The sequence below is a fragment of the Massilia sp. TWR1-2-2 genome (assembly GCF_049897565.1).
In the GTDB taxonomy this organism is placed as follows: Bacteria; Pseudomonadota; Gammaproteobacteria; order Burkholderiales; family Burkholderiaceae_D; genus JAFCUW01.
Genome location: NZ_JAFCWM010000018.1, coordinates 39,496 through 65,420 on the forward strand (window position 1 = coordinate 39,496; position 25,925 = coordinate 65,420).

Here is a 25,925-nt window from a genome sequence, read left to right on the forward strand (position 1 = left end):
CCGGATGGCGGCGCGCTTGACACAATGGGCTGAACGCGCCGGCAACCGCTGGCTGTTCAAGCAGCGCGAGCGCGAGGCCGGCGAAGTGTTCCTGCACCGGCGCCGCGTCTTCATCCTGCCGACCAAGGCCGGCCTGGGCTTTGCCGGCATGCTGCTGGTGCTGCTGGTGGGCGCCACCAACTATAGCCTGGGCCTCGGCTTCGGCCTGACATTCCTGCTCGGCAGCTGCGCACTGGTCGACATGTACCTGACCTACCGCAACCTCGGCCAGCTACACCTGCGGCCCGGGCGCGCGGCCAGCGTGTTCGCCGGCGAGGAAGCGCGCTTCGAGCTGCACCTGGTGAACCGCACGCGGCTCGACCGCTATGCGATCGGCGTCGATTTTACCGGCCACGACGGCCCGCGCTACCTAGCCGACGCGCCGGCCGGCGCCGGCGCGGCGCTGCAGCTGACCACCGCCACCGAACAGCGCGGCTGGCTGCGCGCGCCGCGGGTACGCCTGGTGACGCGCTTTCCGCTCGGCCTGTTTCGCGCCTGGAGTTACTGGCAGCCGGACCTGCGGGTGCTGGTGTATCCGTTCCCGGAGCCGGAAGCGCCGCCGCTGCCGATGGGCGGCAGCGCGCGCGCGGACGGGCGCGGCAGCGCCGGCGACGACGACTTCGCCGGCGTGCGCAGCTATCAGCCGGGCGACTCGATGCGCAGCCTGGCGTGGCGCCAGATCGCCCGGCTCGACCCGGCCTACGGCGGCCAGCTGGTGACCAAGCATTTCGAAGGCGGCGCGATCGACGAACTGGTGCTCGACTTTAACGCGCTGCCGGCGCACATGGACGTCGAGCTGCGCCTGTCGCGCATGACGCGCTGGGTGCTGCAGGCCGAGCAGCGCGCGCTGCCGTACGCGATGCGCATCGGCGCGCACGACTTCAAGGCCGGCATCGGCGCGGCGCACCGGGCCGCGTGCCTGCAGGCGCTGGCGCTGCACGGCCTGGCCGCGGAGGCGCCATGAAGGCGCGGCCACTGGCGGCAATCAACAGCCGGCTGGCCGGCTTCGCCGCGCGCCTGCCGCGCGACAAGACCGACACCTTGCTGCTGCTGACGGCGGCGCTGCTGGTGCTGGCGCCGCACGCGCTGCACCTGCCGCTGTGGGTGTCGACGCTGTGCGCGGTGACGCTGATGTGGCGCGTGGTGATCACGGTGCGCGGCCAGCGCCTGCCGCCGTCGCTGGTGCTGCTGCCGCTGGCGGCGGCATCGATGGCCGGCGTCTGGCTGACCTACCACACGGTGCTGGGGCGCGACGCCGGGGTGGCGATGCTGGTGCTGCTGGTGGCCTTCAAGATGCTCGAGATGCGCGCGCGGCGCGACCTGTTCGTCGTGGTGTTCCTGTGCTTTTTCCTGTTGCTGACGACGTTCTTCTACGCCCAGGGCATCGGCACCGCCTTGATGATGGGCGCCTCGGTGGCGGTGCTGCTGGCCGCCCAGCTGTCGTTTCAGTTCACCGGCGCGCTGCCGCCGCTGGGACGGCGCCTGTGGCTCGGCGCGCGCACGGTGCTGTTCGCGCTGCCGCTGGCGGCGCTGCTGTTTTTCGTCTTCCCGCGCATGCAGGGGCCACTGTGGGGCATGCCGGGCGACGCCATGTCGGGCCGCACCGGCATGTCGAACAGCATGGCTCCTGGCAGCATGGCGAGCCTGGCACAGTCCGACGAGACGGCCTTCCGGGTGCGCTTCATCGACCCGCCGCCGTCGCACGCGCTGCTGTACTGGCGCGGCCTGGTGCTGGGCGACTTCGACGGGCGCGTCTGGACCCAGGTGGCGCACCAGCGCGGCAGCGCGGGCGGCGCCGGCGCGCTGATGCGCGGGCGCGCGATCCGCCACCAGGTCACCCTGGAGCCGAGCGGGCAGCGCTGGCTGTTCGCGCTCGACCTGCCGGCCGCGCCGCCGCAGGTGGCCGGCCACGCCAGTTCGGTGTCGGCCGAGCAGGAGATGTCGGCGGCCTACCCGATCGACACGCGGGTGCGTTACGACGCCGTCTCGCACCCCGGCTACAGCTTGCAGGCCGACGCCGAACTGGCCGGCGCCGCGCGCTGGCTGGCGCTGCCGTTCGGCGCCAATCCGCGCGCGCTGGCGGCCGGCGACGCGCTGCGCGGCCACGCCGACCCGTTCGACCGCGTGCGCGCGGTGCTGCGCGGCTTTCGCGAAGATACCTTCGTCTACACGATGGAGCCGCCGCTGCTGGGACGCCACACGGTCGACGAATTCTTGTTCAAGACGAAGGCCGGCTTTTGCGAGCACTACGCCAGCGCGTTCGTGTTCCTGATGCGCGCCGCCGGCGTGCCGGCGCGGGTGGTGACCGGCTACCAGGGCGGCGAAGTCAATCCGGTGGACGGCTTTCTCACGGTGCGCCAGTCGGACGCGCATGCGTGGGCCGAGGTGTGGGTCGCCGGGCGCGGCTGGCTGCGGGTCGATCCGACCGCCGCGGTGGCGCCGGAGCGGGTGCGCCGGCCGCTGGCGCGCGCGCCGTCGCGCATGAACCGCTTCGGCATCGGCGCGCTCGACGACCTGATGAACTTCGACGCCGACAGCATCCCCTTGCTGACCCAGCTGCGCTACGAATGGAGCGCGTTGAACAACGGCTGGAACCAGTGGGTGCTGAACTACACGCCGGAGCGCCAGCGCGGCGTGCTCGATTCGTTCGCCGCCGGCCTGGTCAACGTCAAGACGCTGGCGGCGCTGGCGCTGCTGCTGGTGCTGCTGGTGGCCGCGCACAAGCGCCGCAACCGGCCCCGGCTCGATCCGATCGATGCGCTATACTCGGCGCTGTGTCTGCAGCTGGGCCGGCTAGGGCTGGCGCGTGCCGCAGACGAAGGCCCCAACGACTATCGCGCGCGGATCGACTCTGCCCGCCTCGAGCCGCGCCAGAAAGACGCGGCGGCTCGATTCCTGCGCCTCTACAGCGCCTATAAATACGGCGCCCAGCCATCCGATCCGGGGCTGGCCGCCACCCTGAAAACTCTGCTGACAAAATTTCGATGACTTCCTTTTTACGTTCGATGCCGCGCCGTTTCCCCGTGCTGTTGCTGGCCCTGGTAGCCGCCGCCGGCGCCGCCCACGCCGCTGCGACGAAAGACAAGCCGCGCGCCCATCCCAAGGCGAGCACGGTAGCCAAACCGGCCAAGCCGGCGCCGAAAGCGCTCGCCCGCAAGGTCGATTACGAAGGCGAGCAGGTCAACTTCCGCGAATGGAAAGCGGTCGCCGATTTCGAAGAAGAGATGGCGACGAAGCACGGCTTCGAGCGCGACGCGCTGAAGGCCCTGATCGCGCAGGTCAACTACATCGACTCGGCGGTCCAGCTGGTCAAACCGGCGCCGCCGGGCAAGCCGAAAAACTGGCAGGCCTACCGCGACCGCTTCATCGAGCCGATCCGCATCAACGCCGGCGTCGAGTTCTGGGCCAACAATGCCGAGGCATTGGCGCGCGCCGAGGCGCAGTATGGCGTGCCGGCGGAAATCATCGTCGGCATCATCGGCGTCGAGACGGTGTACGGCCGCAACACCGGGCGCTTTCGCGTGATGGATGTGCTGACGACGCTGGCGTTCGCCTACCCGGAAACGCCGAACCGCGAAGCGCGCATGCGTTTTTTCCGCGGCGAACTGGAAAATACGCTGCTGCTGGCGCGCCAGTCCAACATGGATCCGCTGACGCTGCTGGGCTCATTTGCCGGCGCGGTCGGCCTGCCGCAGTTCATGCCCGGCAGCATACTCGCATACGGCGTCGACTTCGACGGCAACGGCCAGATCGACCTGCGCAACTCGGCTTCGGACGCCATCGGCAGTGTCGCCAATTTCCTGGTGCGGCACGGCTGGCAGCCGGGCCAGGCCGGACCGATCGCCTATCCGGCCGACGTGTCGCCGGCGCGCGCGTGGGAAAGCTACATCGGCAAAGGCGGACTGGCGGCGACCTCGAGCGTCGAAGAACTGGCCGCGGCGGGCGCCGTCAGCGCCTTGGCGCTGCCCACCGGCATGCTGTTTGGCCTGATTGACTTGCAAAATGGTGCTGAAGCAACAGAATATTGGTTAGCGACCGATAATTTTTTTGCTATCACTCATTACAACCGTAGTTACTTCTACGCCATGTCGGTCGTCGAACTGGGCCGCGCGGTGCGCGCCGCGCGCGGCGTCTGACCCTTGACGTACGGGAAACTTTGTAATCAACTGTAACGAGATCATGAGCACATTGCAACAACCGGCGGCCAGCCGGCTTGCATACCCGGGGGGAGTATGTCGGGATGCCGGGTTATTGTCGCAGGTAAATTTCCACCGATAAATTAGATACCCCCCGATAACTTGCGATATCGTGCGTGCGTACCGGAATTGTGCGGCCGCTCCGGGTCAATTACCCTACACTTAACTTTACCCAGAAAACAATTTTAATATTGTGAATATGTGAGAGAATTGCATTGGGGCTATGTTGCATAACGACAACAGCAGATCGCTGCTAACGTTCTAATCTTTATTGCTTTCAGGTATTACATTGGAAAACGTTGTACAATTGTGTATATATTTTCCAAAGTGTTCTGGAAATCGGTTGCAGAAAAGATTATTGCGGTCGTAGCACAGCACGAAGCCGGGTGTAAGAACCAGCAGGACAAACTCAAATAGGAATGATAGAAATCATGACAAACCAAGTCGGCATTGATATGAACAGCGATTCGGATTCAGATGATCTGTTGCAGTACAACCCTAACCGGTTGCTCGATACGCTCATCGAAAACCTGCGTCTGAAAAATGATGCGGCGCTGTCGCGCGCTCTGGAAGTGGCGCCGCCGGTAATTTCGAAGATCCGCCACCACCGCCTGCCGGTTGGCGCATCGCTGCTGATCCGCATGCACGAGGTGAGCGACCTGTCGATCCGCGACCTGCGTTACCTGATGGGTGACCGCCGCAACAAGTTCCGCATCAGCGACAAGCAGTTCAAGCCAAAAGAAGGCGAGCCACAGGCATAAATTGCCTCGGTCGTAATGCAAGCCGGGTCCGTTCGCACGAAGGGACCTGGCTTGATTCCGCAGCAATTTCAGGCGGGAAACACGCCCGTCGACAAGTAGCGATCACCGCGGTCGCAGACGATGAACACGATGGTTGCGTTCTCCACCGTCTGCGATATCCGCAATGCGATCTCACAGGCACCCGCCGCCGAGATGCCGCAGAAAATCCCCTCTTCCGCCGCCAGCCTTCGGGCCATGTGTTCGGCTTGCGCCTGGCTGACGCTTTCGACCTGGTCGACGCGCGCCTTGTCGAAAATTTTCGGCAGGTATGCTTGCGGCCATTTGCGGATGCCAGGTATCGACGAGCCCTCTTCCGGCTGCGCGCCGATGATGCGGACCTGGTCGTTCTGTTCCTTCAGGTATTGCGACACGCCCATGATAGTGCCGGTGGTGCCCATCGCGCTGACGAAATGGGTGATGCGCCCGTCGGTATCGCGCCAGATTTCCGGGCCGGTGCCTTCGTAGTGGGCGCGCGGATTGTCGGGGTTGCCAAACTGGTCGAGGATGAAGCCCTTGCCGTCCTTCTGCATTTGCTCGGCCATGTCGCGCGCATATTCCATGCCGCCAGTCTTCGGCGTCAGGATGATTTCGGCGCCGTAGGCGGCCATGCTCTGGCGCCGTTCGACCGACAGGTTGTCGGGCATCAGCAGCACCATCTTGTAGCCGCGAATGGCGGCGGCCATTGCCAGCGCGATGCCGGTGTTGCCGCTGGTCGCTTCGATCAGCGTGTCGCCGCGCTGGATGGTGCCGCGCTCTTCGGCGCGCAGCAGCATCGACATGGCGGCCCGGTCCTTGACCGAGCCGGCCGGATTATCGCCTTCCATTTTGCCAAGAATAACGTTGTTACGCGCGGCCGCGTCCGCGCCCGGCAGGCGCACGAGCTGCACCAGCGGCGTGTTGCCGATCGTGTCTTGAATGGTCTTGTATTGCATGATGACTCTCTGGCAGTTCGGACAAACGCCATTGTATGCCGGGATGCATGAACGCGTATGAGAGCGGTCAGGCTAGCTGGCTCTGCAGAAATTAAACGCTGGGGTCAGGTCGGGCATTCGGACATTCTCCTGCGGTCAGGTCTGACAATTCGGACAAATTCCACGTTCGCTTTCGGCTGACTCCGCCTAAACGTTCTGCATATCCAAGCACTTCGACGCATGCGCTCGCTGGCTTGGCCTAGGAATGTCCAAATGTCAGACCTGACCCCAGCTTTTTTTTGGTGAGTGACGGGCAAAAAAAACCCCGCTTTGCGGCGAGGCTTTGGCCATGCTCGGAGGATCAGGACTTCGCGGCTGCGGCGGCAGGCTTGGCCGACTTGACGTCAGCCTTGCCCTTGACATCGGCAGGCTTGGCCTCGGGCATCTTGCCTTTGGCCGGCGCCATCGCGGCGCCATCCATCGATTTGCCGGAAACCATCAGGCCGGCGCTCGACATCTTCACCGCGTTCTTAGGACCCACTCCCTTGACGCGCTTCTCGAAGTCAGCCCAGTCCTTGAAATCGCCACCCTTCGTGCGCTCTTCGAGGATGACTTTCGACATCTTCGGCCCCACGCCCTTGATGCTGTCCAGCGCGGCAGCATCCGCCTTGTTGACGTCGACCTGGGCAAAGGCAAGACCCATCGTGGCAACCATCGCAGCGACTGCGAGCATCAGTTTCTTGATCATGTCGTACTCTCCGTTATTGTTAGGAATCGCGGGCAGCGGTCGCCACCCTGCAATGCTTAACGCGCACCAGGTGGGCTACGGTTGACGCCCGACTATTGATTTAGCGCAAGCTGCTCAGGCGTCTTTGCCGAACAATTCCTCGCGCGTCAGCGTCGCCGTGCCGAGCTTGCCGACGACGATGCCGCCGGCGCGGTTGGCGGTGATCAGCGCATCGGCCATCGGCATGCCGGCGCCCAGCATCGCGGCCATCGTGGCGATCACCGTATCGCCGGCGCCGGAGACGTCGAACACTTCGCGCGCGGCTGCGTGCATGTGCAGCACTTCGGTGGCGCTGTAGAGGCTCATGCCCTCTTCCGAGCGGGTCAGCAGCAAGGCGTCCAGGCCGAGCGACACGCGCAGCGACTGCGCCTTGTCGGTCAGCTGCTGTTCGCTGCTCCAGCTGCCGACGATGCGCTTGAGTTCGGACTTGTTGGGGGTGAGCATGGTGGCGCCGGCGTAAGGCGAAAAATCGTCGCCCTTCGGATCAACCATCACGACCTTGCCGGCGGCGCGCGCGGCGCGGATCATCTCGGCCACGTTGACCAGGCTGCCCTTGTTGTAGTCCGACAGCACGATGACGTCGTAGCCGGCCAGCACGCCGTTGAACTGGGTCAGCTTGTCGCGCAGCACGGTGTCGGACGGCGCGTCCTCGAAGTCGATGCGCAGCAACTGCTGCTGGCGGCCGATCACGCGCAGCTTGATGATGGTCGAGATCGCCTCGTCGCGCTTGAGGTAGCTGTGGATGCTCGACTCGCCCAGCAACTGCTCGACCTGGGCGCCGGCCTCGTCGGCGCCGACCACGCCGAGCAGGCCGCAGTGGGCGCCGAGCGAAGCGACGTTGCGCGCGACGTTGGCAGCGCCGCCGAGACGCTCTTCGCGGCGCTCGATGCGCACCACCGGCACCGGCGCTTCCGGCGAGATGCGGCTGACGTCGCCGAACCAGTAGCGGTCCAGCATGACGTCGCCGACCACCAGGATGCGCACGTCGGCCAGGCTCGGCGGCACTATGCCCGGATTGCTGTCGGCAGTCAGGAGGCGGCTGGGGACGGTATCGTTCATCGGCTTACCTGCGGGTCAGTACGGAACGGCCAATGCCGTGGTATTCGATGCCGTTGGCGGCCATCTGCTCCGGCTCGAACAGGTTGCGCCCGTCGAACACGATGGCCTGCTTCAGGCGCGCCTTGATCTGGTCGAAATCGGGGCTGCGGAACGCCTTCCATTCGGTCACGATGATCAGCGCGTCGGCCTGCTCGAGCGCGGCCATCGAGCTGGCGGCGAATTCGATGCGCGCCAGTTCGGCGGCGTTGAAGTCGAGCGCCAGCACGCGTTTCGCTTCCGGCATCGCCACCGGGTCGTACACGGCGACGGTGGCGCCGCGGTCGATCAGTTCGCGCAGCAGCACGCGCGCCGGCGCTTCGCGCATGTCGTCGGTGTTCGGCTTGAACGCCAGGCCCCAGACGGCAAAGTGGCGGCCGGCGAGATCCTCGCCGAAGCTGGCCACCACCTTGCGCCCGAGCACCAGCTTCTGGCGGTCGTTGACCGCCTCCACGGCGCGCAGGATCAGCAGTTCCTGGTCGAACTGGCACGCCGTGCGCTCGAGCGCCTGGACGTCCTTCGGGAAGCACGAGCCGCCATAGCCGGCGCCGGCGTACAGGAAGCTGTGGCCGATGCGCGGATCGGAGCCGATGCCATGGCGCACCGCCTCGATGTCGACGCCGACCTTGTCGGCCAGGTTGGCCAGTTCGTTCATGAACGAGATGCGCGTGGCGAGCATCGCGTTGGCGGCGTACTTGGTAAATTCGGCCGAGCGCACGTCCATCCAGAAGGTGCGCTCGTGGTTGCGGTTGAACGGCTTGTACAGGTTCTGCATCAGGTCGCGCGCGCGCAAGCCTTCGGCCGAGCTGTCGTGGCCGAGCACGATCCGGTCCGGCCGCATGAAGTCTTCGACGGCCGCGCCTTCCTTGAGGAACTCCGGGTTCGACACCACCGAGAACGAGGCGGTAGCGCCGCTGGCGGCGATTTGTTCGCGCACCGCCGCGGCAACGCGGTCGGCGGTACCGACCGGCACGGTCGACTTGTCGACGATGACCTTGAAGCCGGTCATGTGGCGGCCGATGTTGCGCGCCGCCGCCAGCACGTACTGCAGGTCGGCCGAGCCGTCTTCGTCGGGCGGGGTGCCGACGGCGATGAACTGCAGCACGCCGTGGGCGACGCTGGCGGCGACGTCGGTGGAAAAGTGCAGACGACCGGCGGCGACGTTGCGCGCCACCACTTCTTCCAGGCCCGGCTCATGGATCGGGATGCCGCCGCTGTTGAGCAAGGCGATCTTGTTTTCGTCGAGGTCGAGGCAGAACACGTCGTTGCCCAGTTCAGCCAGGCAGGCGCCGGTCACCAGTCCGACGTAGCCGGTGCCGATAATAGTAATTTTCATTGGTCAGTTCGCAAATAGTCAGTTCATGACATTGAGTTCTTCGGTGCGGCGCGGCGGGTAAGTCTCCCAGCGGCTGCAACCCGGGCACTGCCAGTAGAACTGGCGCGCCTTGAAGCCGCACTGGCTGCACTGGTAGCGCGCCAGCTTCTGGGTGTAGCCGTGCACCAGGTTCTTCACCATCGACAGCTCTTCCCAGATTGCCGCCGGCGCGTCCATCATGCGCGCTTCGAGCAGCTTGTCCAGGCCCAGCAGAGTCGGGTTGCGGCGCAACTCTTCGACCACCAGTTGTTTGGCCGCTTCCACGCCGTCGCGTTCGATGACGGCCTTGAACACTACCTCGATCAGATCAATGGAAGACGCTTCAGCGAGGTAGGAGCGCAACAGGTTGACGCCTTCCTGGGCGCGGCCGACCTTCTTGTAGCCATCCATCAGCCGCGCGGCAACCAGCGCCACGTGCGGCACGCTTTGCTGCTCGACCCGGCGCCACGTCATCAGTGCGCCTTCGACATCGCCTTCGGCCAGCTGGGCATCGCCCAGCAGCATGGTGGCGCGCACGTTCTTGCGGTCGGCATGCAGCGCCTTGTCGAGCAGCGCCACCGCTTCGGTCACCTGCATGTGCACCAGCGCATCCTGCGCCAGCTCGCAATAGAACTGGGCGATTTCCTTCTGGCGCGCGCCGGCGCCGGAATCCTGCAGGCCGCGCGCGGCCTCGATGGCGCGGCGCCATTCCTTTTCACGCTGAAAAATTTCCAGCAGCGCCCGGCGCGCCTGCACGCCGTAGCTGCTCTCGAGCAGCAGGTTGAATGTTTCTTCGGAGCGGTCCAGCAGGCCCGCCTTCAGGTAATCCATGCCGAGCTCGTACTGGGCGTGCTCCTGCTGCTCGAGCGGCAGGTCGGGCCGCGCCAGCAGGTTCTGGTGGACGCGGATGGCGCGCTCGATCTCGCCGCGGCGGCGGAACAGGTTGCCCAGCGCAAAGTGCATGTCGGCCGTTTCCGGGTCGAGCTTGACGATCTCGATGAAGGCGTCGATCGCCTTGTCGGGCTGCTCGTTGAGGAGGAAGTTCAGGCCCTTGAAGTAGCCGCGCGGCAGGCTGCGCGACTCGTCGAGCAACTGCTTGATGTCGACCCGCGCGGCAATCCAGCCGAGGGCGAAAAAAACGGGGATGCCGAGCAGCCACCAGAGTTCAAATTCCATGCGGTTCTTTTTGTTGTGGGATGGAGGCCGCGCTTAGCGCTGGGCGCCTGGGGTCACGCCGTCCGGCGCCGGCTGCACCGCGCCGCCGCTGGCGACGCTTTGCAGCGCCTGGATCTTGTCTTCGGCGCGGGTGCGCTCGCGCCGCTGGCGAAACACGGTCGGCGTGACGGCGAGGATGCCGAGGGCGGCGCCGGCGACAAAGAACGCCAGCAGCATCAGCACCAGCGGGCCGCGCAATTCGTAATTGAGGAAAAAGTGCAGGTCGACTTCCTGCGTGTTCTTCAGCGCGAAGCCGAAAAACAGGATAAACAGAACCAATCCAACGATGGTGGATACAAATTTCATCAGCCAGGTCCTTCTGTTGAGTCGAAGTGCGAAGTGTCGCACAACATGGGGATTATTCAAAGAAACCGCTTATCGCTTGGGGCTGGCAGTAGAACGTCGTCCTCGCCAATGCGGATGACGGAATTCAGGTCGGCGGCCAGAACGAAAAAAACGGCATCCAGGGACGCCGTTCTTTGCATGCTTTGCCGCCAGACGACTTAGTCTTCGATGATCGGCTGCCCGACCGTCGCATCTACCCGCTCGCGCAACTGTTTGCCAGGCTTGAAGTGCGGCACCCGTTTTTCGGGCACCATCACCTTGTCGCCCGACTTCGGGTTGCGCCCAATGCGCGGTGGCCTGCTATTGAGGGCGAAACTGCCGAAACCACGGATCTCGATGCGCTGACCAGTCGATAAAGCATTGGTCATGGCATCAAGAATGGTCTTGACAGCGTACTCTGCATCCTTGGCCACCAGCTGAGAGTAGCGCTCAGCGAGGCGGTTGATCAGTTCGGACTTTGTCATCTGCGATTGACGAGAACTTAGTTCTTGTTATCGAATTTGGCTTTCAACAGCGCGCCCAGGCTGGTGGTGCCCGATGCTGCGTTGTTGTCTGAGGATGTCGCCATCTTCTGCATCGCTTCCTGGGTCTCGACATTGTCTTTCGCCTTGATCGACAGCTGAATGCTGCGAGCCTTGCGGTCAATGTTGATCACCAGCGCCTCAACCGAATCGCCAACCTTCAGGTGGGTACCGGCATCTTCGACGCGGTCGCGCGAGATTTCGGAAGCACGCAGGTAGCCTTCGACTTCTTCGGACAGGCCGATGACAGCGCCCTTAGGCTCGACCGACTTGACCGTACCGGTTACCAGGGAGCCTTTGTCGTTCATTGCCGCGAAGTTGTTGAACGGGTCGCCTTCGAGCTGCTTGACGCCCAGCGAAACACGCTCGCGCTCAACGTCGATTGCCAGCACGATGGCTTCGAGTTCGTCACCCTTCTTGAAGCGGCGGACGGCTTCTTCGCCAGTCTCGGTCCACGACAGGTCGGACAGGTGCACCAGGCCGTCGATGTTGCCGGCCAGGCCGATGAACACGCCGAAGTCGGTAATCGACTTGATGGCGCCGCGGACTTTGTCACCCTTCTTGTGGGTCACGCCGAAGTCATCCCATGGATTCGCTTTGCACTGCTTCATGCCCAGCGAAATACGGCGACGCTCTTCATCGATTTCCAGGACCATCACTTCTACTTCGTCGCCCAGCTGGACAACCTTGTTAGGAGCGACGTTCTTGTTGGTCCAGTCCATTTCGGAAACGTGGACCAGGCCTTCGATGCCCTGCTCGACTTCGACAAAGGCGCCGTAGTCGGTGAGGTTCGTGACTTTACCGAACAGGCGGGTGCCTTGCGGGTAACGACGGGACAGACCGGTCCAAGGATCGTCGCCGAGCTGCTTGACACCCAGCGAGACGCGGTTCTTTTCCTGATCGTACTTGAGGACCTTGGCAGTGATTTCCTGGCCAACCGTCAGCACTTCCGACGGGTGACGCACGCGGCGCCATGCCAGGTCGGTGATGTGCAGCAGGCCATCGATGCCGCCGAGGTCGACGAAGGCGCCGTAGTCGGTGATGTTCTTGACGATACCGGTAACGACGGTGCCTTCCTTCAGCGTTTCCATCAGCTTCTGGCGCTCTTCGCCCATCGAAGCTTCGATGACGGCGCGGCGCGACAGAACGACGTTGTTACGCTTGCGGTCGAGCTTGATGACCTTGAATTCCAGGGTCTTGCCTTCGAACGGGGTGGTGTCCTTGACAGGACGGGTGTCGACCAGCGAACCCGGCAGGAACGCGCGGATGCCGTTGGTCAGAACGGTCAGGCCGCCCTTGACTTTGCCATTGACGGTACCGACGACGATCTCGCCCGATTCCATGGCTTTTTCCAGCGCCAGCCACGACGCCAGGCGCTTGGCCTTGTCGCGCGACAGGATGGTGTCGCCGAAGCCGTTTTCCAGCGACTCAATCGCTACGGAAACGAAATCGCCGACTTGAACTTCCAGTTCGCCCTGGTCGTTCTTGAATTCTTCGATAGGAATGAAAGCTTCGGACTTGAGGCCGGCGTTGACGATCACGAAATTGTGGTCGAGGCGCACGACTTCAGCGGAAATAACTTCGCCGGAGCGCATATCTTGACGCGACAACGATTCCTCGAAGAGCGCTGCAAAACTTTCCATACCGGTTGCTTCAGTTGTTGCTGTAGACATAGGATTTACACTTGTTATCCAGCAGAGTTCGCACGATGCGACTTAAACTGGGTTAGGTTGAACCACGCCTGAAAACGACACCATTGCCGTGCCAGGCACCACGCTTGCTGCTTGCTACCGCGGCGCGCCCGCCAACTACGCTTCCTCAAAGGCCAACTAATCCTGGCCGTCATATTGGACAGGTTCGATGAGGTGCGCCGCGCCGGGCCCCTTACTTCGGGTCCCTGTGCGCATACCACGACAGGACTTCCGCAATGGCCTGGACGGCCGTCATGTTGGAAGTGTCGAGGTGATGCGCCCCTTCTGCCGGAACCAGCGGTGCGATTGACCGATGAGTATCACGGTCGTCGCGCGCTTTCAAATCTGACAGCAGGTCTTCCATGTTAGCAGAAATTCCCTTGTCAATCAATTGCTTATATCGCCGTTGCGCCCGCGCCTCAGTGCTTGCAGTGAGGAACACTTTCAGCTTGGCGTGAGGAAAAATCACGGTGCCCATGTCGCGCCCGTCGGCGACCAGGCCGGGCGCCTTGCGAAAGCCCAGTTGCAGCGCGAACAGCGCCTGGCGCACGGCTGGCAGCGCGGCGATTTTCGAGGCCAGGTTGCCCACTTCCTCGGCGCGGATCGCCTCGGTGACGTTTTCGTTGGCCAGCATGATGACCGGGCCGTCGAAGTGCACCGGCAGGTGTTCGGCCAGCTTGGCGAGGGCGTGCTCGTCGTTCAGGTCGGCGCCGCGGCGCAGCGCCGACAAGGCCGCGAGCCGGTACAGCGCGCCCGAATCGAGGTAGTGAAAGCCGAGGCGGTCGGCCACCTTGTGGGCGACGGTGCCCTTGCCGGAAGCGGTCGGGCCGTCGATGGTAATGACTGGGACGGGATTGTTTGGCATTGTTATTGTTTCGTTAATTAATTTCTTCACCCCTGAGGTATGACCGCGGATTTAGAATAATTCTTTTTCGCGGGCGATGGAGGCGAACGCTTCGAAATAGTCGGGGAAGGTTTTCGCCACGCATTTCGGGTCGTTGATGCGCATCGCATTGCCGCGCCGCCCCTTGCCATCGAGCGAGGCGAGCGAGAAGCACATCGCCATCCGGTGGTCGTCGTAGGTGTCGATGGTGGCGGCGTGGATCTCTTCGGCCGGCGGCGTGATGGCGATGTAGTCGGCGCCCTCTTCCACCGTGGCGCCGAGCTTGCGCAGCTCGATCGCCATCGCCGCCAGGCGGTCGGTCTCCTTGACGCGCCAGCTGGCGATGTTGCGCAAGGTGCTGGTGCCGTCGGCGTACAGCGCCGCCACCGCGATCGTCATCGCCGCGTCCGGGATGTGGTTGAAGTCGGCGTCGATCGCCTTCAGCACGCCGTTCGACGTCGCTTCGATCCAGTTGTCGCCGCGGGTGACCGTCACGCCCATCTGCTCGAGCGCGTCGGCGAAGCGGACGTCGCCCTGGATGCTGTTGCGCCCGACGCCGAGCACGCGCACCGCGCCGCCGGCAATCGCACCGGCCGCCAGGAAGTACGAGGCGGTCGAGGCGTCGCCTTCGACGTGGATGGTGCCCGGGCTGGTGTAGCGCTGGCCGGCGGCGACGGTAAACGAGTTCCAGCCGTCCTGCTCGACCGTCACGCCGAAGCGGCGCATCAGGTTCAGCGTGATCTCGATGTAGGGCTTGGAGATCAGCTCGCCCTCGACGTCGATGCTGACCGGGTGCTCGCGCGCCATCAGCGGCGCAGCCATCAAGAGCGCGGTGAGGAACTGGCTCGACACGTTGCCGCGCACCGACATGCGCTGCGCGTGGATATGGCCGCGGCGGATACGCAGCGGCGGAAAGCCTTCTTCGCCGGTGTATTCGATCTGGGCGCCGACGGCGTTGAGCGCGTCGACCAGGTCGCCGATGGGCCGCTCGTGCATGCGCGAGACGCCGTGCAGCGTGTAGTCGCCGCCGATCACCGCCAGCGCCGCGGTCAGCGGGCGGATCGCGGTGCCGGCGTTGCCCATGAAGAGGTCCGCTTCGTGCACTGGCAGCACGCCATCGGCGCCGTGCACGATGTGGGTGTTGTCGTCGATCTGCTCCCACTCGATGCCGAGCGAATGCAGCGCGCCGAGCATGACCATGGTGTCGTCGGAGGCCAGCAGGTCGACGATGGTGGTGCTGCCGCCGGCCAGCGCGGCGAGCAGCAAGGTGCGGTTCGAGATGCTTTTCGAGCCCGGCAGGCGCACCGTGCCCTCCACCTGGGTTACCGGGTGAAGGTCGAGATGCTGGGGATAGTATTTTTGCTGCGTCATGCGTGGAGCCTTTCGAATCTATTCTGCGTCGTTGCGCGGCGGCGGCGCTTCGGCCGCCTCGATCTCGCCGGTCCACTGGCGGCGCGCGCGGCGCGCGTTGGTGTAAACACCTTCGAGCGCGGCGCCGTCGCCGGCGGCGAGCATCGCGCGCATCGCGGTCAATTGTGCCAGATATGCGTCCAGCTCACCGAGCAGCGCGCCCTGGTTGGCCAGGCTGATGTCGCGCCACATCTCGGGCGACGAGGCGGCGATGCGGGTGAAGTCGCGAAAGCCGCTGGCGGCGTACTGGAACAGCACGTCGGCATGGGGCTTGCTGGCGATGTCGTCGACCAGCGCGAACGCCAGCAGGTGCGGCAAATGGCTGACCGCGGCGAATACCTTGTCGTGCTCGGACGGCGTGAGGCGGTGGACGACGGCGCCGCACGCTTCCCACGCGGCGGCCACGCGCGCCACGTAGGCAGTCGGGTTCTCGGCCAGCGGGGTGAGCACGGTCTTCTTGCCGACGTACAGGCTGGCGACTGCAGCGTCCGGCCCGTTCGATTCGGCGCCGGCAATCGGATGGCCTGGCACGAACTGCGCGCAGCGCTCGCCCAGCGCGCGGCGCGCGGCGGCGACGACGTCGGCCTTGGTGCTGCCGGCGTCGGTGACGACGGTGCGCTCTTCCAGGTACGGCAGCAGCGACACCAGGATCGCTTCGGTCTGCGCGACGGGCGCGGCGATCAGCACCAGGTCGGCGCCGCGCATCGCCTCGGCCGGTGAGGCGGCGACGCTGTCGACGATGCCCAGCTCCAGCGCGCGCGCCAGCGCCTCGGGCGAGCGGCCGACGCCGACGATGCTGCGCGCGGCGCCGGCGCGCCTGAGCGCCAGCGCGAACGAGCCGCCGATCAGGCCGACGCCGAAGATGACGACCTTGCCTATCGTGGCCCGGTCCAGCATCAGGCCAGCGCCTTTTTCAGCGCGGCGAGGAAGATGGCGTTCTCCCGCGGCAGCCCGATCGAGATGCGCAGCCACTGCGGCAGGCCGTAATTGCCGACCGGGCGCACGATCACGCCCTGCTTGAGCAGCGCCAGGTTCACGCGCGCGCCGGCCTGGTCGTCGTCGCCGACCCGCACCAGCACGAAGTTACCGTACGACGGCACGTATTCGAGTCCGAGCTCGTCGAACGCCTCGACGAACTGCTGGTAGCCGGCCGCGTTGTTCTTCGCGCCCTGCTCCAGAAAGTGCTTGTCGTTCAGTGCCGCGATGGCCGCCGCCTGCGCCAGCGAATTGACGTTGAACGGCTGGCGGATGCGGTTCATCAGGTCGGTGAGAGCCGGCTGGGCGATGGCGAAACCGACGCGCAGGCCGGCCAGGCCATAGGCTTTCGAGAAGGTGCGCGACACCATCAGGTTCGGGTACTTGCGCACCCAGTCGGCCGACTCGAACTGCTGCCCTGGCGCGAGAAATTCGTTGTAGGCCTCGTCGAGCACGACGATGACGTGGGCTGGCACGCGCTGCAAAAACGCTTCGATGTCGGCGGCCGGGATGAACGTGCCGGTCGGGTTGTTCGGATTGGCGATGAAGACCAGGCGCGTGTCGTCGGAAATCGCGGCGGCCATCGCGTCGAGGTCGTGGCCGTATGCCTTGGCCGGCACCACGATCGCGCGCGCGCCGACGCCCTGGGTGGCCAGCGCGTACACGGCGAACGAATACTGCGAGTACACCACCGACTGGCCGCCCTGCACGAATGCGTGGGCGGCGATTTCGAGGATGTCGTTGCTGCCGTTGCCAAGCGTGATCCAGTCGGCCGGCACGTCGTAGCGTTTCGACAGCGCCGCCTTCAGCTCGAAGCCGTTGGCGTCCGGATAGCGGCCCAGGTCGGCCACCGCGGCGGCCATCGCCTGCTTGCTCGACTCGGGCACGCCGAACGGGTTTTCGTTGGACGCCAGCTTGACGATGCTGGCCTCGTCCAGGCCAAACTCGCGCGCCACCTCGGCGATCGGTTTGCCGGCCTGGTAAGGGGCGATGGCGCGGACGTATTCTGGACCGAATTGATTTGGCATGATGTTCTCGAAAAAAGTTAGAGACTGAGCGGGTAGGAACCGAGCACCTTGAAGAAGGCGGCGTTGTCTTTCAGTTCCTCGAGCGCGGCGGCGACGGCCGGATCGAACACGTGGCCTTCGATGTCGACGTAAAAGTAGTATTCCCAGGTGCCGATGCGCGCCGGGCGCGATTCGAAGCGGGTCATCGACACGCCGTGCTTGGCCAGCGGCGCGAGCAGATTGTAGACGGCGCCGGCCTTGTTCGGCACCGCCAGCACCAGCGAGGTCTGGTCTTCGCCGGACGGATTGGTCTGCAGGTGGCCGATGATGGCAAAGCGGGTGCGGTTGTGCGGGTCGTCCTGGATGTGCGCCTGCACCACACCGAGCTTGTACTGCTCGCCCGCCATCTCGCTGGCGATCGCCGCGATCGACGCATCGGCGCTGGCCATCACGGCCGCTTCGGCGTTCGACGCCACCGCGCGCCGCTCGACGTTCGGATAGTGCTGGTTGAGCCAGACCTGGCACTGTGCCAGCGCCTGCGAGTGGGCGCAGACCACGAGCACGCCGTCCATCGAGCCGGTCTTCGTCATCAGGCTGTGATGAACGGGAATCGACACTTCGCCGCTGATGATGGTGGTGGTGGCGAGCATCAGGTCGAGCGTGCGGTTGATGGCGCCTTCCGACGAATTTTCGACCGGGACGACGCCGAAGTCCGCCGTGCCGGCTTCGGTGGCGCGAAACACCTCGTCGATCGACACGCACGGCAGGCCGTCGACGGCGCCGCCGAACTGCTGGTACACGGCCTGCTCGCTGAAGGTGCCGGCCGGCCCGAGGTAGGCGACGGTAACGCGCTTCTCGAGCGAGCGGCAGGCCGACATGATCTCGCGGAAGACGGTTTGCACGTCGGCGTTTTTGAGCGGACCGGGATTGCGCTCGGCCACGCCGCGCAGCACCTGCGCCTCGCGTTCTGGGCGAAACACCGGCGCCAGGGTTTCGGCCTTGACATGGCCGACTTCCTGCGCCAGGCGGGCGCGCTGGTTCAGCAGGTCGAGAAGTTGCGCGTCGATTGCATCGATCTGCACGCGCAAGGGAGTGAGTTTGTCTGTCATCGTCTGCTTACATTTGGTTCGATTGGAGCCAGGCCAGCAATTTACTAGCGGTTGGCAAACTCGTTCAAATAATCGACCAGGGCTTGCACGCCCTCGATCGGCATCGCGTTGTAGATCGATGCGCGCATACCGCCTACGGACTTGTGGCCCTTCAGTTGCAGCAGGCCGCGCGCTTTTGCGCCGGCCAAAAATTTGTCGTTGCGCGTTTCGTCGCGCAGGAAGAACGGCACGTTCATGCGCGAACGGTTTTCCCGCGCCACCCGGTTGGCGTAAAAATCGTCGACGTCGAGGGCGGCGTACAGCAGGCGTGCTTTTTCGATATTGCGCTGCTCCATGGCGGCGACGCCGCCCTGGCGTTTCAGATGCGCGAACACCAGGCCGGCAATGTAGATGGCGTAGGTCGGCGGCGTGTTGTACATCGATTCGTTGTCGGCGACGATCTTCCAGTCGAACGCGGACGGGCAGATCGGCAGCGCGTGGCCGAGCAGGTCGTCGCGCACGATCACCAGGGTCAGGCCGGCCGGGCCGATGTTCTTTTGCGCGCCGGCGAAGATGACGCCGTACTTCGAGACGTCGATCTTGCGCGACAGGATGTGCGACGACATGTCGGCCACCAGCGGCGTGTCGCCCTGCACGGTTGGCACGAAGTTGTATTCGACGCCGTCGATGGTTTCGTTGGTGCAGATGTGCAGGTAGGCGGCGCCCTGCGTGAGCTGCCACGACTCTTGCGGGGGCACGCTGGTGAAGGCGTCGCCGGCCGGCCTGGCGGCGACGTTGACGTTGGCGTAGCGCGCCGCTTCCTTGATCGACTTGCCGGACCACGAGCCGCTGAGGACGAAGTCGATGGTGGCCGGCTGGCCGGCGCGGCCCAGCATGTTCATCGGCACGATGGCGTTTTCGCCAAGGCCGCCGCCCTGCAGGAACAGCACCTGGTAGTTGGCCGGGATGGCCAGCAGTTCGCGCAGGTCGGCCACCGCCTGGCGGTAGATCGAGATGAATTCCGGACCGCGGTGGCTCATCTCCATGACCGACATGCCGCTGCCGTGCCAGTCGAGCATCTCGGCGGCGGCCTGCTGCAGCACTTCCTTGGGCAGCACTGCGGGACCGGCGGAAAAATTGTAGATGTGGGTCACGGCGCTTCCTGAAATATTTGGCTTACTTCGGTTTTACCACTTTTTCGATTGCCGCGTTCAAGCACGGCCCGATGATCTTCTGGCTGATCTGCATCGACTCGGCGGCGATCTGCGGCATCAGCTAGATCGTTTTGGCGCCCACCGGGGTGCGGTAGTAGGCAGCCATCTGGCGCACTTCGGCGGCGCTGAAGTGGCGCGCATACAGCGGGATGAATTCGGCCACCATCTCATCCATCAGGGTCGGATCGTTGACAACGGCTTCCATCGCCGCGGCAGCCTGAGGAATCTCGCGGCTCGCGTTGGCCAGCGCTGCATTCTTCTGCTCGTCGGTCATGGTCTTGTTGTTCCTGATCGACGCGGTGGCGCCTTGCAGCATCACGGCCGGCATATTTTTCTGCATCTGGGCGAACGTCTGGCGCATGGTGTCGCGGTAGTGCATGGCCTCGAGCAGATCCTTGACCGCGGCGGTGGTATCGGCGCTGACCGGCGCGGCGCTTTGCGCCCGGGCCGAAGGAATGGCGAACGACAGGGCCAGGCAGGCGGCGAGAACGATTTTTTTCATGAGTATGCTCGGTGAATGGACAAAAAAATGGGGAGAGCAACGCCCTCCCCACTACGACCTTACTGCGGCGCCTGCTCGAGGTCCGGTTCTTCCAGGTCGGTCTCGACGATGCGCTGCAGGCCGGACAGCTTGGTGCCGTTCTCGACCGCAATCAGGGTCACCCCTTGCGTGGCGCGGCCCATTTCGCGGATCTCCGACACGCGGGTGCGAATGAGCACGCCGCCGGTGGTGATCAGCATGATCTCGTCGCTCACTTCGACCAGGGTGGCGGCAACGACCTTGCCATTGCGCTCGCTGGTCTGAATGGCGATCATGCCCTTGGTGCCGCGGCCATGGCGGGTGTACTCGGTGATCGGAGTACGCTTGCCGAAGCCGTTCTCGGTGGCCGTGAGGACCGACTGCTGCTCGTTCTCGGCCACCAGCAAGGCGATGACGTGCTGGCCTTCTTCGAGGTTCATGCCGCGCACGCCGCGTGCGGTACGGCCCATCGGACGCACGTCGTTTTCGTCGAAGCGCACTGCCTTGCCGGAGTCGGCGAACAGCATCACGTCATGCTCGCCGTCGGTCAGCGCGGCGCCGATCAGGAAGTCGCCCTCGTCGAGGTCGACCGCGATGATGCCGGCCTTGCGCGGGTTGCTGAAGTCCTTCAATGGCGTCTTCTTGACGGTGCCAAGGCTGGTCGCCATGAACACGTAATGGTCTTCCGGGAAGGTGCGGTTCTCGCCCGACAGCGGCAGGATCACGGTGATCTTCTCGTTGTCCTGCAGCGGGAACATGTTGACGATCGGCTTGCCGCGCGAACTGCGCGAGCCTTGCGGCACTTCCCACACCTTCAGCCAGTACATGCGGCCGCGGTTCGAGAAGCACAGCATGTAGTCGTGCGTGTTGGCGATGAACAGCTGGTCGATCCAGTCCTCTTCCTTGGTAGCCATCGCCTGCTTGCCGCGCCCGCCGCGCTTTTGCGCGCGGTACTCGGCGATCGGCTGCGACTTCATGTAGCCGGTGTGCGACAGCGTCACCACCATGTCCTGCGGCGTGATCAGGTCTTCGGTTTCGAGGTCGGTCGGATTCAGTTCGATGTGCGAGCGGCGCACGTCCTTGTTGCCGGCGCCGTATTCGTTCATGACGGCCGTCATTTCATCGGTGATGATGACGGTGACGCGTTCCGGCTTGGACAAGATGTCGAGCAAGTCGGCGATGTGGCTCATGATGTCTTTGTACTCGTTGACGATCTTGTCCTGCTCGAGGCCGGTCAGGCGCTGCAGGCGCATCTGCAAGATCTCTTGCGCCTGCTCATCGGACAGCTTGTAGAGGCCATCGGCCTGCATGCCGTAGTGCTTCGGCAAGTGTTCCGGGCGGAACGCTTCGATGCCGCCGACAGTCGTGCCTTCGGCGGTGCGGGTGAGCATTTCACGCACCAGCGACGAATCCCAGGCGCGCTGCATCAGTTCGGTTTTGGCGACCGGCGGCGTCGGCGCGGCCTTGATGATGGCGATGAAGTCGTCGATGTTGGCCAGTGCGACGGCCAGGCCCTCGAGCATGTGGCCGCGTTCGCGCGCCTTGCGCAGTTCGAACACGGTGCGGCGCGTGACCACTTCGCGGCGGTGCGACAGGAAGTAGAACAGCATCTGCTTCAGGTTCAGCAGCTTTGGCTGGCCGTTGACGAGCGCCACCATGTTCATGCCGAAGGTGTCTTGCAGCTGGGTCTGCTTGTACAGGTTGTTGAGCACAACTTCCGGCACTTCGCCGCGCTTCAGTTCAATGACCACGCGCATGCCGGACTTGTCGGACTCGTCGCGGATGTCGGAAATGCCCTCTAACTTCTTGTCGCGCACGTTTTCGGCAATGCGCTCGAGCAGCGACTTCTTGTTGACCTGGTACGGCAGCTCGTCGACGATGATGGCGATCCGCCCGCCGTCCTTGCCGTACTCTTCGAAGTGGGTCTTGGCGCGCATCACCACGCGGCCGCGGCCGGTGCGGTAACCATCGCGCACGCCCGAGACGCCGTAGATGATGCCGGCGGTCGGGAAGTCCGGCGCCGGAATGATCTCGATCAGTTCGTCGATGGTGCAGTCGGGATTGCGCAGCACGTGCAGTGCGCCGTTGATGATTTCGGTCAGGTTGTGCGGCGGAATGTTCGTCGCCATGCCGACCGCGATGCCGGACGAACCGTTGATCAGCAGGTTCGGGATCCTGGTCGGCAGCACCGTCGGCTCTTTTTCCTTGCCGTCATAGTTAGGCTGAAAGTCGACCGTGTCCTTGTCGATGTCGGCGAGGATCTCGCTGGCAATCTTGTCGAGGCGGCACTCGGTGTAACGCATCGCCGCGGCGCTGTCGCCGTCGACCGAGCCGAAGTTACCCTGGCCATCGACTAATGTATACCGCAGCGAAAAGTCCTGCGCCATGCGCACCAGCGTGTCGTAGATCGACGCGTCGCCGTGCGGGTGGTACTTACCCATCGTTTCGCCGACCACCCGCGCGCACTTGACGTACGGGCGGTTGTACACGTTGTTCATTTCATGCATGGCGAACAACACGCGGCGGTGCACAGGCTTGAGGCCGTCGCGCACATCCGGCAATGCGCGGCCGACGATCACGCTCATGGCGTAATCGAGATAGCTCTTGCGCATCTCTTCTTCGAGGGAAATTGGGATTGTTTCTTTTGCGAATTGATCCATTGGCGGGGGGCTGGTCTCAGGCTGTGGTTATGTTACAAGCGGGCGATTTTACCACGGCCGATATAGCAGCAGCGCAATTCCCCCGTTCGGCCTTCCATGCAAAAAGCAGTGACGTTTACCCGATGTCAAGGATGGTGCATGCGCGCACCAATATGTTGCACGAAAACAACGTCAATTTCAGATTGATCCTCGTTTGATTTGCGCAGCGTCGCTCGATCTCGTCTGGTGTGGCAGAATGATATGGAGTCGTTGCCTGTTTCGCAATCTGGGAACAGGACAAGCAGGAGTCGGAGTGTTACTATTCTGTCCATGCACGCCAAGTTGCGCAGTTTTTGCTGCGGATATCACCCCCGAAAGGAAGACACAATATGAATAAATTAGCAACCTTCGTCCTCGCAGCTTCCGCAGCGATCGCTGGCAGCGCATTTGCGCAGAGCTCGGCACCAACGGCGCCGCCATACGCACCGCTGACGACCGACATCAAGGCCAATTCGCCATACAGCGCCTACGTCCAGGATGCGCGCGGCATCATCGTGCGCAACCCGTTCGGCCTGTGCTGGCGCACCGGGTACTGGACCCCAGCCGATGCGGTGCCAGGTTGCGATCTGCCGCTGTGCGTAGCACCGGAAACCCTGGTTGACGGCAAGTGCGTCGCCCCAGCGCCAGTCGTGATGGCTCCGCCTCCTGCTGCGCCAGCGCCTGCACCTGCGCCGGCACCAGCGCCAGTGGTCACGTCGGAAAAAGTCAGCTATTCGGCCGATGCGTTCTTCGACTTCGACAAGTCGGTCCTGAAGCCAGCCGGCAAGGCCAGCCTGGACGACCTGACCTCGAAGCTGCAAGGCATCAACCTGGAAGTCATCATCGCCGTCGGCCACACCGACTCGATCGGCACCGATGCTTACAACCAGAAGCTGTCGATCCGCCGCGCCGAAGCCGTCAAGGCCTACCTGCAGTCGAAAGGCATCGAAGCGAACCGCGTCTACACCGAAGGCAAGGGCGAGAAGCAGCCTGTTGCTGACAACAAGAGCACCGCTGGCCGCGCCAAGAACCGTCGCGTCGAAATCGAAGTCGTCGGTACCCGCACCAAGTAAATTCGCGCGGCTTGCCTCCCGAGGCTCGCCGGCCGCATCTAAAGAACCCCGCTCCGGCGGGGTTTTTTTATGGCCGGCATTATTTACGCTCGCGTCCGCCCTTCCGCCATTTTTCCCGCTATTATTCCGCCTATGAACGCCGACCCGCACGAAATCCAGAAATTCAGTGACCTCGCCCACCGCTGGTGGGATCCCACATCCGAGTTCCGTCCGCTGCACGACATCAATCCGCTGCGCCTCGAGTGGATCCATGCGCGCGCGCTGCTGACCGGCCGCAAGGTCATCGACATCGGCTGTGGCGGTGGCATTTTGGCCGAATCGATGGCGCGCAAGGGCGCCGACGTCACCGGCATCGACCTGTCGGAAAAAGCGCTCAAAGTGGCCGACCTGCACAGCCTCGAATCGGGCGTGCAGGTGCGCTACCAGCTGATCGCCGCCGAACAGATGGCGGTGCAGGAGGCGGGCCAGTACGACGTCGTCACCTGCATGGAAATGCTCGAGCACGTGCCCGATCCGGCGTCGATCGTGCGCGCCGCGGCGGCCCTTGTCAGACCGGGCGGCCACGTGTTTTTCTCGACCCTGAACCGCAATCCGAAATCGTATCTGTACGCGGTGGTGGGCGCCGAGTACCTGCTGCGCATGCTGCCGAAGGGCACCCATGACTACGGCAAGTTCATCACGCCGGCCGAGCTGTCGCAGTTCGTTCGCCAGGCCGGGCTGCAGCTGGACGCGATGAAGGGGCTCGGCTACAACCCGCTGACCCAGATGTACTCACTTAACGACGACACCAGTGTCAACTACATGGTGGCGTGCAGCCGTCCGCTCTGACGCGCACTTTTTCCAAGACTTCATGACCGCTATTACCTTGCCGGCACCGCGTGCCATCCTGTTCGACCTTGACGGTACGCTGGCCGATACCGCGCCCGACCTTGCCGCGGCGGTCAATTTCCTGCGCACCGAGCGCGGGCTGGCGCCGACGCCGTACTCCGTGCTGCGCCCGACGGCGTCGGCCGGCGCGCGAGGCATGATCGGCGCCGCCTTCGGGCTGACGCCGGCCGATGCCGGCTACGAAGAGTTGCGGGTGCAATGGTTCGACCGTTATCAGTCGGCGATGGCGGTGCACAGCACGCTGTTTGGCGGCGTCCCCGAACTGCTGGCCGCGATCACGGCGGCCGGCCTGGCGTGGGGCATCGTCACCAACAAGCCGGCGCGCTTTACCGATCCGCTGATTCCGCAGATCGGGCTGACGCACGCCGGCTGCATCGTGTCGGGCGACACTACCGGCCACGCGAAGCCGCATCCGGCGCCGCTGCTGGAAGGCGCGCGCCGGCTCGGCATTGCCGCCGAACACTGCTGGTATGTCGGCGACGACTTGCGCGACATCGAAGCGGGCCGCGCGGCCGGCATGGTCACGGTGGCGTGCGCGTGGGGCTACTGCGGCGCACACGAGCCCACTGGCTGGGGCGCCGACCTGTTGCTCGACACGCCAGGCGACCTGCTCGACATGGTGAGGTCGTTCAGCGGCGTGCCGAGCGGGTCTGTTCTACTGGCGTGAAGCGGGCGGCACTGGCGCGCGGATTGCGTTACAATGCAGGTTCTGTGGGGACGACCTGGCTTCGACGGGGGTTACAAAGCAGCGCAGGGCATACCGAGGGCGGGCTACCTCGTAAATACAACCTGAAAAACTTAACTGCAAACGATAACTCGTACGCACTCGCAGCTTAATTGCTGCTAGCTCTAGAACACCTCGTCCCTGGGGTGGGCCGTCAAAAGCTCTAGAGTCATTTACAGGGACTCGTCTGATACTGGGCTACTTAGTATCGGACTAAATAATAGGTAACTCGCTTGTACACAGCGTGCACGTCCGCGTTGTACCGGTTAAATTAAATGGCAGTGCTAAGTATGTAGAACTGTCTGTAGAGTGCTTTCGGACGCGGGTTCGATTCCCGCCGTCTCCACCATAGCATCCTAAAAAACCGCCCGGTGGGCGGTTTTTTTTCGTCGGCCAACAAGACGGCGGGAATTGAACCCGCGTCCGCGGGGGATTTGCGGGAATTCGGGGAGCACTGCTCCCCGCCGCAAATCCGGCTTGCGCTTGCAAGCGCAAGCCTCTCCGATTCGTC

Annotated in this window: 23 protein-coding genes and 1 other RNA gene; 8 read left to right on the forward strand and 16 right to left on the reverse strand. The window is 64.0% G+C overall.

Going from position 1 to position 25,925, the window contains the following annotated elements:
- Positions 1–4 precede the first annotated feature (4 nt).
- The 4 genes from ACP7DD_RS17550 to ACP7DD_RS17565 all read left to right on the forward strand — a co-directional run bounded on the left by ACP7DD_RS17550 (position 5) and on the right by ACP7DD_RS17565 (position 4,996).
- Positions 5–1,003 (forward strand): DUF58 domain-containing protein, encoded by a 999-nt coding sequence (locus ACP7DD_RS17550; protein WP_426176085.1) that lies wholly within the window; start codon positions 5–7, stop codon positions 1,001–1,003.
- Complete coding sequence (locus ACP7DD_RS17555; protein ID WP_426176086.1) at positions 1,000–3,027, forward strand: transglutaminase TgpA family protein; 2,028 nt, start codon at positions 1,000–1,002, stop codon at positions 3,025–3,027. The genes ACP7DD_RS17550 and ACP7DD_RS17555 overlap by 4 nt, the downstream gene beginning before the upstream one ends.
- A complete protein-coding gene (gene mltB / locus ACP7DD_RS17560) occupies positions 3,024–4,175 on the forward strand; it encodes a lytic murein transglycosylase B (RefSeq protein ID WP_426176087.1) in 1,152 nt (383 codons plus the stop codon). The genes ACP7DD_RS17555 and mltB overlap by 4 nt, the downstream gene beginning before the upstream one ends.
- Before the next feature lie 491 nt (positions 4,176–4,666).
- Positions 4,667–4,996 carry a hypothetical protein gene (locus tag ACP7DD_RS17565; RefSeq protein ID WP_099788908.1) on the forward strand — a complete coding sequence of 110 codons (330 nt, stop codon included), beginning with the start codon at positions 4,667–4,669 and terminating at the stop codon, positions 4,994–4,996.
- A gap of 68 nt (positions 4,997–5,064) precedes the next feature.
- Here ACP7DD_RS17565 and cysM read toward each other — a convergent pair whose 3' ends face one another.
- The 16 genes from cysM to gyrA form a co-directional block, all read right to left on the reverse strand.
- The gene (gene cysM / locus ACP7DD_RS17570; protein ID WP_426176088.1) at positions 5,065–5,967 is read right to left on the reverse strand and encodes a cysteine synthase CysM; all 903 of its coding nucleotides are present in this window, start codon (positions 5,965–5,967) and stop codon (positions 5,065–5,067) included.
- 340 nt (positions 5,968–6,307) lie between these two features.
- A complete protein-coding gene (locus ACP7DD_RS17575; RefSeq protein ID WP_426176089.1) occupies positions 6,308–6,694 on the reverse strand; it encodes a ComEA family DNA-binding protein in 387 nt (128 codons plus the stop codon).
- Positions 6,695–6,808: 114 nt separating this feature from the next.
- Positions 6,809–7,792 carry a D-glycero-beta-D-manno-heptose-7-phosphate kinase gene (rfaE1, locus tag ACP7DD_RS17580; protein ID WP_426176090.1) on the reverse strand — a complete coding sequence of 328 codons (984 nt, stop codon included), beginning with the start codon at positions 7,790–7,792 and terminating at the stop codon, positions 6,809–6,811.
- A gap of 4 nt (positions 7,793–7,796) precedes the next feature.
- Positions 7,797–9,164: a UDP-glucose dehydrogenase family protein gene (locus ACP7DD_RS17585; RefSeq protein ID WP_426176091.1), complete on the reverse strand. Its 1,368-nt coding sequence runs from the start codon at positions 9,162–9,164 to the stop codon at positions 7,797–7,799.
- Between the two features lie 18 nt (positions 9,165–9,182).
- A complete protein-coding gene (lapB, locus tag ACP7DD_RS17590; RefSeq protein ID WP_426176092.1) occupies positions 9,183–10,358 on the reverse strand; it encodes a lipopolysaccharide assembly protein LapB in 1,176 nt (391 codons plus the stop codon).
- Between the two features lie 33 nt (positions 10,359–10,391).
- Complete coding sequence (locus tag ACP7DD_RS17595; protein WP_426176093.1) at positions 10,392–10,703, reverse strand: LapA family protein; 312 nt, start codon at positions 10,701–10,703, stop codon at positions 10,392–10,394.
- Positions 10,704–10,900: 197 nt separating this feature from the next.
- Positions 10,901–11,206 (reverse strand): integration host factor subunit beta, encoded by a 306-nt coding sequence (locus tag ACP7DD_RS17600; RefSeq protein ID WP_099793647.1) that lies wholly within the window; start codon positions 11,204–11,206, stop codon positions 10,901–10,903.
- A gap of 17 nt (positions 11,207–11,223) precedes the next feature.
- Positions 11,224–12,906, reverse strand: coding sequence for a 30S ribosomal protein S1 (rpsA, locus tag ACP7DD_RS17605; protein WP_099793649.1), 1,683 nt, complete (start codon positions 12,904–12,906; stop codon positions 11,224–11,226).
- A 241-nt stretch (positions 12,907–13,147) separates the two neighbouring features.
- Positions 13,148–13,819, reverse strand: a complete 672-nt coding sequence (cmk, locus tag ACP7DD_RS17610) for a (d)CMP kinase (RefSeq protein ID WP_426176094.1) — start codon at positions 13,817–13,819, stop codon at positions 13,148–13,150.
- 51 nt (positions 13,820–13,870) lie between these two features.
- Complete coding sequence (gene aroA, locus ACP7DD_RS17615; protein ID WP_426176095.1) at positions 13,871–15,208, reverse strand: 3-phosphoshikimate 1-carboxyvinyltransferase; 1,338 nt, start codon at positions 15,206–15,208, stop codon at positions 13,871–13,873.
- Positions 15,209–15,226: 18 nt separating this feature from the next.
- Entirely contained in the window at positions 15,227–16,144 is a 918-nt protein-coding gene (locus ACP7DD_RS17620; protein WP_426176096.1) for a prephenate dehydrogenase, read from the reverse strand.
- Positions 16,144–17,250, reverse strand: coding sequence for a histidinol-phosphate transaminase (gene hisC, locus ACP7DD_RS17625; RefSeq protein ID WP_426176097.1), 1,107 nt, complete (start codon positions 17,248–17,250; stop codon positions 16,144–16,146). Before hisC ends, ACP7DD_RS17620 begins: the two co-directional genes overlap by 1 nt.
- Positions 17,251–17,267: 17 nt before the next feature.
- On the reverse strand, positions 17,268–18,338 hold the full coding sequence (pheA, locus tag ACP7DD_RS17630; RefSeq protein WP_426176098.1) for a prephenate dehydratase: 1,071 nt from the start codon (positions 18,336–18,338) through the stop codon (positions 17,268–17,270).
- 44 nt (positions 18,339–18,382) lie between these two features.
- Complete coding sequence (gene serC / locus ACP7DD_RS17635; RefSeq protein ID WP_426176099.1) at positions 18,383–19,471, reverse strand: 3-phosphoserine/phosphohydroxythreonine transaminase; 1,089 nt, start codon at positions 19,469–19,471, stop codon at positions 18,383–18,385.
- 121 nt (positions 19,472–19,592) lie between these two features.
- Positions 19,593–20,033 carry a DUF2059 domain-containing protein gene (locus tag ACP7DD_RS17640; protein WP_426176100.1) on the reverse strand — a complete coding sequence of 147 codons (441 nt, stop codon included), beginning with the start codon at positions 20,031–20,033 and terminating at the stop codon, positions 19,593–19,595.
- Between the two features lie 59 nt (positions 20,034–20,092).
- Positions 20,093–22,711, reverse strand: a complete 2,619-nt coding sequence (gene gyrA, locus ACP7DD_RS17645) for a DNA gyrase subunit A (protein ID WP_426176101.1) — start codon at positions 22,709–22,711, stop codon at positions 20,093–20,095.
- A gap of 368 nt (positions 22,712–23,079) precedes the next feature.
- Between gyrA and ompA the strand changes: the two genes are divergently transcribed.
- The 4 genes from ompA to ssrA all read left to right on the forward strand — a co-directional run bounded on the left by ompA (position 23,080) and on the right by ssrA (position 25,763).
- On the forward strand, positions 23,080–23,802 hold the full coding sequence (gene ompA / locus ACP7DD_RS17650; protein WP_426176102.1) for an outer membrane protein OmpA: 723 nt from the start codon (positions 23,080–23,082) through the stop codon (positions 23,800–23,802).
- 132 nt (positions 23,803–23,934) lie between these two features.
- Positions 23,935–24,630: a bifunctional 2-polyprenyl-6-hydroxyphenol methylase/3-demethylubiquinol 3-O-methyltransferase UbiG gene (gene ubiG / locus ACP7DD_RS17655; protein ID WP_426176103.1), complete on the forward strand. Its 696-nt coding sequence runs from the start codon at positions 23,935–23,937 to the stop codon at positions 24,628–24,630.
- A gap of 22 nt (positions 24,631–24,652) precedes the next feature.
- Complete coding sequence (locus ACP7DD_RS17660; protein WP_426176104.1) at positions 24,653–25,357, forward strand: HAD family hydrolase; 705 nt, start codon at positions 24,653–24,655, stop codon at positions 25,355–25,357.
- 46 nt (positions 25,358–25,403) lie between these two features.
- Positions 25,404–25,763: a transfer-messenger RNA gene (gene ssrA / locus ACP7DD_RS17665) on the forward strand.
- Positions 25,764–25,925: the final 162 nt, after the last annotated feature.